Raw genomic sequence first — 12,198 nt, 5'->3', positions numbered from 1 at the left:
CCGTTTGACAACCAGTCGGGCGCTAGCGTGCGCCGATGAACGTGACGCGCCAGGCCGTTGAGGCCGCCTATCATATCCTGGATCTGCCGCCCGGCGCCGACTTCCAAGAGGTCCGCACCCGTTTTCGTGCGCGTGTAAAGAGCGTCCATCCTGACATCGCGGCGCCGACGCCCGAAACGCTGGCTGATCTGCAGCGCCTGCTCAGCGCCTATGACACGCTGCGCGGCGCGGCCCCGCGCCGCCATGAGCTGATCGTCTCGCCCGAGATCGCCCGCCGGGGCGGCGTGCGCACGGTGCGCATCGAGCAGCAAGACGTGCTGGTGCGCCTGCCCGCCGGCGCGCAGAGCGGCCTGGTGCTGACCCCGGTCGGCGATCCGCGCTGGCGCATCCATGTCCAGGTCGATGAGACCGTTCCGTCAGACGCGGCGGACGCCGGCGCCGACGCGCGCAGCGAAGCTCAGGAGCTGGCCGAGGACGCCGCCGGCGTCCTGCGCGCCTTCTGCGACCGCTATGTCAGGGCCTCGCCCTCGGCCCGCCTGGCCCGCTGGGCGCGCACCGGGGCGGCGTGACGCCTGACCAAGGCGCGCTTATGGTGAGCCGCTGCGCCTTCCTCAATCTGAGTCACGCCCCATGTCCCACAACACGTTCGGCCACCTTTTCCGCATCACCACCTGGGGCGAAAGCCACGGGCCGGCTTTGGGCTGCGTGGTGGACGGATGTCCGGCGGGGATCGCGCTGACCGAGGCGGACATCCAGCCCTGGCTGGACCAGCGCCGCCCCGGCCAGTCGCGCCATGTCACCCAGCGGCGCGAACCCGATCAGGTGCGCATATTGTCGGGCGTGTTCCAAGACGAGCGCATGGCGCAGCAGCTGACCACCGGTGCGCCCATCGCGCTTCAGATCGATAATGTGGATCAGCGCTCCAAGGATTATTCCGATATTCGCGACGCCTGGCGGCCGGGCCATGCCGACTACACCTATGACGCCAAGTACGGCGTGCGCGATTATCGCGGCGGGGGGCGGTCCTCGGCGCGCGAAACGGCGGCGCGGGTGGCGGGCGGCGCAGTGGCCCGCAAGGTGCTGGGCGACGGCGTGACCTTACGCGGCGCGCTGGTGCAGATCGGCCCGCGCGCCATTGACCGGTCCCGCTGGGACTGGGACGAGGTCGCGCGCAATGACTTCTTCTGCCCCGACGCGGACACCGCCGCCCTTTGGGCTGGCGACATGGACGCAATCCGCCGCGCCGGCAGTTCGGTTGGCGCGCTGGTGGAGGTGGTCGTCAGCGGCGTCCCGGCAGGCTGGGGCGCGCCGGTCTATGGCAAGCTCGATCAGGATATGGCCAGCGCCATGATGTCGATCAACGCCGCCAAGGGCGTGGAGATCGGCGCCGGCATGGCGGCGGCGGGCCTGCGCGGTGAGGACGCCGCCGATGAAATGCGCCTCGGCCCCGGCGGCCAGCCTGTCTTCACCTCGAATTTCAACGGCGGCGTGCTGGGCGGCATCTCCACGGGTCAGGATCTGGTGATCCGCGTGGCGATCAAGCCGACCAGCTCGATCCGGATCGAGCGGCGCACGCTGACGAGGGACCTCGAAGAGACCACCATCGCCACGCAAGGGCGCCATGACCCGTGCGTGGGCATTCGCGCTGTGCCGGTGGCCGAGGCTATGGCCGCCCTGGTGCTGGCCGATCACAAGCTGCGCGCGCAGGCCTACCGGGCCTGACCGGGGCCCCACACGCCGGGCGCATGAGTGCAACTGGCCTGCATCCAGCGCAAATTGATCCCGATCCGCTCCGCCCCCGCCTCGCCCCAGGCGTAGGATACGGCGCGGTCATCGCCCGCCTCATGGACATAGAGCGTCAGCGAGCCGCGCCGCGCGCCATCCGGCCAGTCCACATCGCGCAGGCGGAGCTCCACCCGGCGCGGCGGCGTCTCGTCGGTCTCGATCACAGCGCGCCCGCCCTGATCATGGATGAAGACATCGCGGCGGAAATCCCATTGCGAAGGCGGAACGCCCTCCCCGCTCTCTCCATGGCTCACCCCGCGCAGCACCGCGGTCCAGCACAAAAAGGGGCGCGCCCGGCGCAGCTGATGGGCGATGCCGGCGCGATTGCCATAGACAAAGGTCCCGTCCTCGGTTTCGGCCCGGTCGCGGATCCAGATGGCGCCGGGCGTCAGCACCAGATCATCCTCGATGATCAGCGTCTGGCCGCTGCGCTGGCTGACCACCCGGCATTCGCCGCGGCGGGTTTGGCCCACGAACTGGTTCTCCTGACGGCGCCAATAGACGGCGCATTGCGGAAAGGCCGTCGCATCCGCCGGCGTCAGTCCCGCTAGCAAATCCGCATCCAGATGCGCGCCGGCGAGGCGTTCCGCCGCACGCGGCGCATGGATGTCCAGGCGGATTTCACCGGTCTCCGGCGCGGGCGTGAACACATAGATGCGCTGGCGGTAGATAACGCCTGCGTCCGCGCCTGAATATTGCTCGACATAGAAGACGTGCTCACCGAACGCGGGAAGGTCCACGCGCCGGAACACCGAATGGATGCGCTCATGGCGGGCGTCCTCGGGCACGCCCAGCGCGTCTGCGAAGAACACCTGGCGGTCATTGTCGAAACGCCCTTCGAACCAGCTCAGGAAGTCCGCCAGATCGCGCGCCATGACTGGATCGGATGTGGACTGCGCCGCGCCGGGCGCAGCGAACCCGGCGCATAGCGCCAGCGCGGTCACCAGGCTTGCGGCGGAGGCCCGCACGCTCTCACAGATGGTCTTCACCTTCATGGTATGCTTCTCCACATGCGAACGGCCGGGCCTGTGTGGCCCGGCCGTTCTGTTCCCCAAGCCCCTCAGGACTGTCCGTGAAGGACGGTCCTAGAAGCGGTAGCGGGCTTCCACGCCATAGGCGGCGCCGCGGCGCAGCGTGCCGAAGAAGGCGCGCGGCGCACCGCGGGCGGCGTCGGCCGGCGCGGTGTTGGGCGAGAAGCCGGCGCTGAGATAGGGGGTCTGCAGCCAGCGGGTCGCCATCACGATGGAGTCTTCGTCCAGCATGTTGCGGCCATAGGCCATGATCGTCCAGGTATCGCTCTCGATCCCGATCTGGGCGCCGAGGATCGAGGCTGACCCCGTTTCGGCCAGATTGTGAACCTGCACGTATTTCGACGACTCATAAGTGTAGTCGCCGCGTGCGAACCATTCCAGGCGGCCGTTCTGGCCGAAGGGCGCGCGCAGTTCGCCATTCACCGACAACTGGTGTTCGGAGGTCAGCGGAATGCGGTTGCCCGCGATGGAGCAATTGCCGGTCTGGCCGAAGAACTGCGTCCCCGTGCCCGGCGCCGTCGCATTGCCCGCGATCACGCCGCCGCCCGAGGTCAGCTCCCACTGCGCATCGTCGCACCCTTCGGTGAACTCCGGCTGGGTCCAGGCATAGGTCGCGCCCACAGACAGCATGTCGGTGAGCTGCTGGCGGTATTCCAACTCAAGGCCGAGGATCTCCGCCGCGCCCTGGTTGGTGGCCACCGAGTTGATTGCGCCGGCCGGGTTCGACACCGCCGTGGTCAGCTGCACGTCGGTCGCCTCGATGAAGTAGGCCGATGCGGCAAAGTATCCGGCCCCGCCGAACAGAGATTGCTTCACGCCGACTTCAAAATTCTCCGACGTTTCCTGATCATAGATCGGGTTGCCGGTGGTCTCGCCGATCTGGCCGTTCTGGCCGCCCGGCTTCACACCGCGCGCATAGATGGCGAACAGGGTGGTTTCGGGATTGACCGACCAGTTCAGCGTCAGGCGCGGGGTGAAGTTGGAGAAGGTGTCGGACCGGTTGAACGGGGTCGCCGTGCTGATCCCGTCCAGCGTGGTCTTTTCTTCCTCGGCGTGCCGGCCTTCAAACGTGACCGTCAGATTGTCGGTGACGTCGTATTCGATCAGGCCGAAGAACGCCGTGTTGGTGGTGGTCAGCTGGTTGGACGCATTGCCCGACGGATTGGAGAAGGTGATCGAGAACCCGTCATTGACCTGGTCATAGTAATACGCGCCGACCATCCAGCGCAGACGCTCGTTCACCGGCGACGCCAGGCGCGCCTCGAACGAATAGTCTTCGACCAGATTGCGGGTGGTGTTGGCGAAGAACGCGCCCGTGTCAGCCATGCCCACCGGCTGAAGGACAAAGTTGATGGAGCTGTGGTCGGAGTCCGAACCGAAGCGGCGTTCCTCATCACGATAGGCGCCGGACACGGTCAGGACATAGCCCGAGCCGCCCATGTCCCAGTTCATGATGCCGGACATCAGAATGGTATTGTTGCTGATGCCGTCAAAGGCCGTGCCGTCCGCCGTCGAGTAGAGCTGGAACGGCAGGAAGGGATTGAGCGCGTTGGCCGGCACGCCCGGCACGATGGCCGGCTGGCCCGGAAGGGCGGGACCGGTGTTCAGCGCGACCTGGCCGGGCTGGATCACGCCGCAGAAATACTGGTTGTTGTTCGTGCTTCCCGAGCGGGACCAGTAATTCAGCGAGCGGTAACCCGGCGAGCAGTTATTGCTGGCGGCCGGCTGCAGGAAGAGCGGCAGCGTGCCGTCGCGCGATTCCGAGTACTGGGCGCGCAGGCGGAAGTCGAAATGGTCGGTCGGATTGAGGTCCACCACGGCGGAGAACGATGTCGTGGACTGGGAGCCTACTGTGTCGCCGGTGACCTGATTGGTCCACTCGCCGTCGTAATTGTAGTCGCGCATCGACAGGCGGAATCCGGCGCGGTCGCCCATGGGGCCGGAGATGCCGGCCGACACCTCGTGCTCGCCGTAAGTGCCGCCGCGAGCGCGCAGCTGGCCCTCAAACTCGTCCGTGGCGCCGCGCGTGATGAAGTTGATCGCGCCCGCATAGGTGTTGCGTCCGTATAGCGCGCTTTGCGGACCGCGGATCACCTCGACCCGGGCCAGATCATTGGTGTCAAGATTCTGGATCGAGCCGGGATAATAGACGCCGTCGATGAAGTAGGCGGTGCCTGATTCCACGCCGAACTGGACGCCGGCGAGCACGTTGGCCTGGCCGCGGATCACCGGGCGCTCCGACGTGCGCCCGAAGGCGGCCGAGAAGGACAGGCCGGGCGTGAAGCGCGCCACATCGTCCACCGACTGCAGGCCGAGATCGAGAATATCCTCCTGGCCGAACGCGGTGACCGCGACCGGTGCATCCAGAATGGTTTCCTCACGCAGACGCGCCGTCACGGTGATGACGTCGCGCGCTTGCGGCTGGGCGCCCTCTTCCTGGGCTGAGGCGGCGGGTATGGCCGCCAGGCTGGTCGCGGCGATCGCGGCGGCCGTAGTCAACAGGATGTGCTTTTTCACGCTCTAGTCTCCCCTTGCGCGGCTTTTTCAGCCTTGTGAGTCGTGGTCCTGGCCAGCGCGACTCGGGCGCGGACGCAGGTCTGTTTCAATTGATATACCATTTCATTCTGTCAGACCGCTGTCATGTTGCGCTTGTCCGAACAAATGCGGGCCAGTGTTGCATTTCAGTGACAAACCCGGCCGCGCTTAAGGCGGCCGGGTCGAGGCGGGATCAGTTGCGCTCCGGCGCTGTAACCACACCCGCGGCGATGTCGCGATAGTAAGTCCAGCTTGTCACATTGGGCCGGTCGTCATCGAGCGCAGGCGGCTCGGTATATTCAGGATAGTGGCGGGCGATTTCGTCCCGGAAGAATTCCGGCAGCTCGTCCCAGCTGTCCAGCTTGGTGCCGGCGGTGTGGAAATAGATCAGCCCGTCGCGTCCGCGCATTTCCATCCAGGGCAGCCAGTCGGACATGCGCACCCAGCCCACCTCCACATCGGCGGTGGTCGTTTCCGGGTCGGTGATGTCATCGACGCGGCCGAAGAAATTGAACATCTCGGTGGCGTGATAGGTCCCGCCAATCTCGGCCTGGAACTCGCTGGCGAGCGGGTTGGAATAGAAGAGCGGCACGGTGGTGGTCTGCCAGAAATCATTGCCCATGGACGATCCGCGCCACTGGGCCGGGCCATTGGGTCCGTTAGGGAAGCTGCCGCGCGAATTGACCGGATCATTGGCCACGTGCAGCACGTCCACCGTCTCTCCGGTCCAGGGATTGTCCCAGGTGGACAGGATCTCGTTCGTGTCCGGATCGAGATAGAGCAGAAGCTCGCGCGACACGAGCCGGTAGCCGGCGCCGTGCTCGGGATGCTCCACCGTCACGCAGGCGCGCACATTCATGCCCTCAACGCGGAACAGGCGGCGGTCCGGCTCACCGGCCCGGCGCGAGAACGCGTAGCCGTGCCAGTAGAACGTGATCGGCTCGCCATCCACCGTGGAGCAGCCGATCTTGCGGTTCATGGTGATGACGTCGTCGGGATTGTCGAAGCTGAGGCGCTCCTGGGCGCAGGCCGCAGCCGCCGTGACGGCGCTCAGGCCCAGCGCAGCAATCAGGGTTCTCATGATATGTCTCCTCCGCACGGAGCCGGTGAGGTCCGGCCCTCGAAATGGTATATCATTTCGAAACGGGCGGAGGATCAAGTGAAAACCTCGCCTGATCGCTGAGCGTCACCGGAAATCCCGGCTGGCGGGGATGATGCTCTCCGCTTCAGATGCGGCGAATTTGCGCTTGGGGCGCTCGCGGGCATCAGCGCCGGGACGGGCCACCTCGTCGGCGCGGGCCAGTGCGCTCTGGAATCCGCCCGCCTCATCGCCTTGCGTCAGCGCGTCCAGCGCCTCGCTCCAGTCGCGCGCCTGGGCGGCGACCAGATGGATCACATCGCCCTCGCGCTGCAGCACGCCGGTCACGCCCAGGAGCTTCGCCCCGATCACCGCCCGGCGGAAACGCGCAAACACGTACGGCCAGATGATCACATTGGCCGTCCCGGTCTCGTCCTCAAGCGTGGCGAAGATCACCCCCTTGGCCGAGCCGGGGCGCTGACGCACCAGCACCAGACCGGCCACCCCGGTGCGCGCGCCGGGACGCAGGCGCGAGAGTTCGGCGCAGGGCTGATAGCCCAGCCGGTGAAAATGCCCGCGCAGGAAGGCCATGGGATGGCCTTTGAGCGACAAGGACAGGCTCGCATAATCCTGCACCACGTCTTCAGATGCTTTGAGCATCGGCAGGGCGGCGCCGGAATAGTCGGCCACCGCCCCCTCGCCCCCCGCAGCCGCGAAGAGCGGCAGGTCGGGACCGGCCACCGCCCGCGCGCGCCAGCCCGCCGCCCGGCGTGTCTCGCCCAGCGAGGCGAAGGCGTCAGCGCGCGCCAGCACATCCAGCACCCCGCGCCCCAGCCCGGCGCGCCGGGCGGCGTCCTCGATGCTGACAAATACGCCACGTTCCCGCGCCGCGATCAGGCGCGCGGCTGCGCTTTCGGCCAGGCCCTTGATCTGGCGCAGACCCAGGCGCACCGCCCGCCGGGCGCCGCCCTCAGGGGTCGCGCGCGGCCCCTCCCCCGATGCCAGCGTCTCCAGCGTGCTGTCCCAGTGCGAGGCGTTCACGTCGGGCGCGCGCACCATCACCCCATGCTGGCGCGCATCGCGCACCAGCTGGGCCGGGGCGTAGAAGCCCAGCGGCTGGGCGTTCAGCATGGCGGCCAGGAACACGTCCGGGTAATGGCGCTTGAGCCAGCACGAGACATAGACGATCAGCGCAAAGCTCGCCGCATGGCTTTCGGGAAAGCCATACTCGCCAAAGCCCTCCAGCTGGCGGAAACAGCGCTCGGCGAAGTCCGGCTCATAGCCGTTGGCGATCATGCCCGCGACCAGCTTCTCGCCCATCTCCTGAATCGTTCCGGCCCGGCGGAACGCGGCCATGGAGCGGCGCAGCCGGTCGGCTTCCGACGGCGTGAACCCCGCCGCCACAATGGCGATCTTCATCGCCTGCTCCTGGAACAGGGGCACGCCCAGCGTCTTGCCCAGCACCGCGCGCAGCGCCTCGGAGGGGTAGTTCACCGCCTCGCGCCCCTCGCGCCGGCGCAGATAGGGATGGACCATATCGCCCTGGATCGGACCGGGGCGCACGATGGCCACCTCGATCACCAGATCATAGAAACAGCGCGGCTTCAGGCGCGGCAGCATGCTCATCTGCGCCCGGCTTTCGATCTGGAAAACCCCCACCGTGTCGGCCTTGCAGATCATGTCGTAGACCACCGGGTCCTCGGCCGGGATGTCCTGCACCTGCATGGGCCGGCCATAGGCGTCTGCGATCATGGCCAGCGCGCGCGACACACAGCTCAGCATGCCCAGCCCCAGCACATCCACCTTCATCAGGCCCAGCGCGTCGATATCCTCCTTGTCCCATTCGATCGCCGTGCGCTCGGGCATGGCGGCCTTGCGCACCGGAACCATCTCGTCCAGCCGGTCCAGCGTCATCACGAACCCGCCGGGATGCTGGGACAGGTGACGGGGAAAGCCCTGCAGGGCGCGGGCCGCCGCCAGCGTGCGGCGCAGGGCCGGCGCATCGGGGTCCAGGCCCAGCTCATCGCGGATCGTCTGCGGCGACACCGGATCGCGCCAGCCCCACACCGCCTTGGACAGAGCCGTGATCACATCGCCCGACAGGCCGAACACCTTGCCCGCCTCACGCAGCGCGCCGCGCGGGCGGTAGCAATGGACCACCGCCGTCATGGCCGCGCGCCGGCGGCCATATTTCTCATAGACGTACTGGATCACCTCCTCGCGGCGCTCATGCTCGAAATCCACATCGATATCGGGCGGCTCGCCCCGCTCGGCCGAGATGAAACGCTCGAACAGAAGATCAATCCGCGCCGGATCCACCTCGGTCACGCCGATGGCGTAGCACACAGCCGAATTGGCCGCCGAGCCGCGCCCCTGACACAGAATGCCCCTCGAGCGGGCGAACCGCACCAGATCCTCCACGGTGAGGAAATAGCTGGCGTAATCGAGCGATGCGATCAGCTCCAGCTCATGCTCGAGCGCCTTCTGCACCGCCTCTGGAATCCCGCCGGGCCAGCGCCGCGCCGCGCCCTCGCGTGTCAGCCGGCGCAGCGTCTCCATGGGCGTCTCGCCCGCCCCGATCGTCTCGTCAGGATAGGCGTAGACCAGCTGGTCGAGGGAGAAGGTCACCGTGCGCGCCAGCTGCGCCGTGCGCGTCACAGCCTCGGGATAATCGGCGAACAGGCGCGCCATCTCGGCGGCGTCTTTGAGATGGCGTTCGGCATTGGCTTCCAGGCGCCGGCCCGCCGCATCGATGCGCACATGCTCGCGAATGCAGGTGAGCACGTCCTGCAGCGCCCGGCGTTCGGGCGCGTGGTAGAGCGCATCGCTGCTGGCGAGGGTCTGTACGCCCCAGGCCCGGGCCAGCGCCGCGAGACCATGCAGGCGCGCCCCGTCGCGGCCATCAAAGCGGCGCACCAGCGCCAGATGCACCGGCGAGACCGCGCGCGCCAGAACGGTTTCCGCCTGGGCGCGCCAGTCCTCATCCGCCTCGGGCGGGGGCATGAGGATCAGGATCTGCTCATCGCCCAGCGCCTGCGCCATGGCGGGCAGATCAATGTGCGGCGCGCCGGGTTCGCCGGTCTCATGGGCGTCCGACAAAGCCCGGCACAGCCGGCCATAGGCGGCGCGGGTGCGCGGAATGCACGCCAGCTCCACCCCTGTTTCAGCCACCAGACGCGCGCCGGTGAGCACGCGCACGCCCTGCTCGCGCCCGGCCAGAAAGGCGCGCACGGCGCCCGCCAGCGTGTTGCGGTCGGCCACCGCCACCGCCTCCAGCCCCAGCGCGGCCGCGGCTTCCACCATTTCGTGGGGATGGCTCGCCCCGCGCAGGAAGGAGAAATGGCTGGCCGCGCACAGCTCGGCGAAGCGGGGCCCCATTACCCCGCCCCATGGACGAACCAGCCCGGCTGGCGCGTCTCGCGGCCATACAGGCCCTCGCGGTACAGCCAGAACCGGCGCCCCTCCCCGGTCTCGACGCGGAAATAATCGCGCGTGCGCGCCGCCACGCCGGGGGTGAGCCGCCACCATTCGGGCGCAATGCGCTCGGGCCCTTCAGCGCGCGCCACCGTATGGGCGACCCGGCGCCAGGTGAAGCGGCGCGGCGGCCCGTCGGGGATTTCCGCCACCGCCTCGGCGCGCTCGGGCGGATCCAGGATCAGCAGCGGGCGGCGCTCGGGGCGGCGCGGCCAGCTCGCGGGCGCCGCCGCGCCGGACCGCCATTGACCGGCGCGCTCGGGCGCATGGCTGTCGACGACTTGCGCACACGCCGCCGCCCCGGCGCCCAGCCGGGCGTCCAGCCGGTCCACCAGCCGCGCCGCCGCCACACGCTCCGCGCCCGCATCGGGATCGAAGCTGGTCTGGCCGGCGTCCAGCGGACGGGTCAGCAGGGCGGCGGCCTCCACCAGATCCACGCCGAACCCGGCGTCGAGGCCGGCGCGCTCCAGCCGGTGACGCATCAGGCGGATCAGATGGGCGCTGTCGCGCACCGGCGCGGCGGCGGCCAGCATCATCTCCCCCACCCCGCCATCGGCCCGGTACAGGGTCAGGCGCACGCGCCGGGCGCCCAGACCCTCGCGCTCCAGCAGGACGCACAGGCGCGTCAGGGCATGGGCGAACGCCTCGCCCACGCTGTCGAGCGTGATCAGCGGCTCGGTAAAGCGCACCCGCGCGCGCAGGGACGGCGCGGGGCGCAGCGGCGAGAGCGTCTCGCGCACCCCGCCCAGCGCCTGATCGAGCCGCCGCGCCAGATCCGGTCCGAAGCGCCGCACCAGCGCCCGGCGCGGCAGACCCATCAGGGCGCCCGCCGTGCTCAGCCCGAACCGGCGCAGCGCCGCGCATGTCTCCGGCGTCAGGCGCAGCGCCTCCACCGGCAGGGGCGCCAGGGCGGTATGGGCGTCGTCGGCCGCACACCAGCCGCGCCGCCCCGTCTCGCCATGGCGCGCCAAAGCCCAGGCCAGGCCCAGCGTCGGCGCGGCGGCGGCGCGGGCGGTGAAGCCCAGCGCGCGCACATCGCGAATAAGCCCGTCCAGCAGCCGGTCCTCCCCGCCGAACACGCGCGCGCAGCCGGTAACGTCCATCAGCACGCCCGACAGAGGCGCCGCCGCGCCCGGATCGGGCGCCGTCCAGGGCGAGACCCGCCCGCACCAGCGCGCCAGGTCACTCAGCGCCGCCCGGTCGCCGTCAGGATCGGCGGCGCTGACGCGCAGCTCAGGCGCCAGCGCGCGCGCATCCGCCACGCGCATGGACATCGCCAGCCCGGCGCGCGCCGCCGCCGGACACACGGCATAGAGACGCTCGCCGCCCGCGCCCGGCGCGATGAGGGCGAAGGGCCGGTTATTATCCGGCGGCCCGGCGCGGCGGGCGCGCTCCACCGGCCAGTCCGGCAGGCTCAGGGCTGCATAGCGCATGATCGCTCCATTCCAGATCAAACCGGCCCGGCGGGCCGCCGCGCTGACGTTCCAGCACCGCGCGCACGCGCAGGGCGCCGAGCCCCGCCAGCCCCCCTGCACCGCGCCACGGCGCAGCCGGGCCCGGCGCAGCCGCGATGCGCCAGCGCGTCAGCCCCGCGCTCGTCCCCGATGCATCGTGAGAGGCCAGCGCCAGCACGCAGCTGCCCGCCGCCGCCGCGCGCGCCTGCAACCGGCGCGAGGCGGTAAGGTCATAGGCGCGCTGGGCGCCCGCCTCGCCGAAGACCAGCGCGCCGGCATTGAGCGCCTCCTCCATCGCCCACAGCGCGTCCGCCCCGGCGCGTGCGCGCACCAGCAAAAGCCGCGCAGGGTCCAGCCCGCACGCCGCCAGCCCGTCCGGGCACGGCGCCCCGAAATCAAGGCGCGGATCGCCCGCCCCGCGCACCCAGACCACCAGCCGGTCATCGGGCAGGCCGGCCAGCCAGCGCACGGCGAAGGCATAGGCCGCCGGCGCGTCGAAATAGCTGTCAGGGCGGATGTCATGCAGGCCTGCACGCGCCCGGAACGCCGCCAGAGCATCATCCTCGCCGGAAGGCACAGCCGCGCGCGGCGACAGGCGCGCCCGCGCCGCCACGCTGCGCCCGCCCGCCGTCTCCAGCGCCGCGATGCGCGCGCGCAGCGCCGTCAGACGCTCGGGCCGCGCGACGCAATCCATCTGTGCGGCGCCCGCCTGCGGCGCGCCGTCGTGACAATCCCTGCTCATGTCCTGCACTCTGCCGCCAGGCCCGGCCAGCCGCCGGGCGTCTGTCATGTTCTATTTTTGTTCTTCAGCGGGACGGAGTCAAGAACGCCCCCTCAGCGG

8 protein-coding genes are annotated in these 12,198 nt (G+C 69.5%); 2 read left to right on the top strand and 6 right to left on the bottom strand.

Annotated features, from left to right (window positions below):
• Nucleotides 1-35 precede the first annotated feature (35 nt).
• Both L2D01_05810 and aroC read left to right on the top strand, forming a co-directional pair.
• Entirely contained in the window at nt 36-569 is a 534-nt protein-coding gene (locus L2D01_05810) for a J domain-containing protein (GenBank protein ID WBQ11299.1), read from the top strand.
• A gap of 61 nt (nt 570-630) precedes the next feature.
• On the top strand, nt 631-1,722 hold the full coding sequence (aroC, locus tag L2D01_05805) for a chorismate synthase (protein WBQ11298.1): 1,092 nt from the start codon (nt 631-633) through the stop codon (nt 1,720-1,722).
• On the opposite strand, the gene L2D01_05800 is transcribed toward aroC, so the two are convergent.
• From L2D01_05800 to L2D01_05775, 6 genes are all read right to left on the bottom strand, one after another.
• Nucleotides 1,710-2,780 (bottom strand): chromophore lyase CpcT/CpeT, encoded by a 1,071-nt coding sequence (locus L2D01_05800; protein ID WBQ11297.1) that lies wholly within the window; start codon nt 2,778-2,780, stop codon nt 1,710-1,712. The two genes, aroC and L2D01_05800, sit on opposite strands and share 13 nt — an antisense overlap.
• A 90-nt stretch (nt 2,781-2,870) precedes the next feature.
• Nucleotides 2,871-5,333, bottom strand: coding sequence for a TonB-dependent receptor (locus L2D01_05795; protein WBQ11296.1), 2,463 nt, complete (start codon nt 5,331-5,333; stop codon nt 2,871-2,873).
• 211 nt (nt 5,334-5,544) lie between these two features.
• Nucleotides 5,545-6,432 carry a DUF1838 domain-containing protein gene (locus L2D01_05790; protein WBQ11295.1) on the bottom strand — a complete coding sequence of 296 codons (888 nt, stop codon included), beginning with the start codon at nt 6,430-6,432 and terminating at the stop codon, nt 5,545-5,547.
• A 105-nt stretch (nt 6,433-6,537) separates the two neighbouring features.
• Complete coding sequence (locus L2D01_05785) at nt 6,538-9,807, bottom strand: error-prone DNA polymerase (protein ID WBQ11294.1); 3,270 nt, start codon at nt 9,805-9,807, stop codon at nt 6,538-6,540.
• A complete protein-coding gene (locus L2D01_05780; GenBank protein WBQ11293.1) occupies nt 9,807-11,336 on the bottom strand; it encodes a DNA polymerase Y family protein in 1,530 nt (509 codons plus the stop codon). Before L2D01_05780 ends, L2D01_05785 begins: the two co-directional genes overlap by 1 nt.
• A complete protein-coding gene (locus tag L2D01_05775; GenBank protein ID WBQ11292.1) occupies nt 11,266-12,099 on the bottom strand; it encodes a hypothetical protein in 834 nt (277 codons plus the stop codon). Before L2D01_05775 ends, L2D01_05780 begins: the two co-directional genes overlap by 71 nt.
• Between the last annotated feature and the right edge of the window lie 99 nt (nt 12,100-12,198).

The sequence above is a fragment of the Hyphomonadaceae bacterium ML37 genome, assembly GCA_027627685.1.
GTDB lineage: Bacteria > Pseudomonadota > Alphaproteobacteria > Caulobacterales > Maricaulaceae > Oceanicaulis.
Note: the sequence above shows the minus strand (reverse complement) of the source record. Positions and strands in the feature narration are given on the sequence as shown.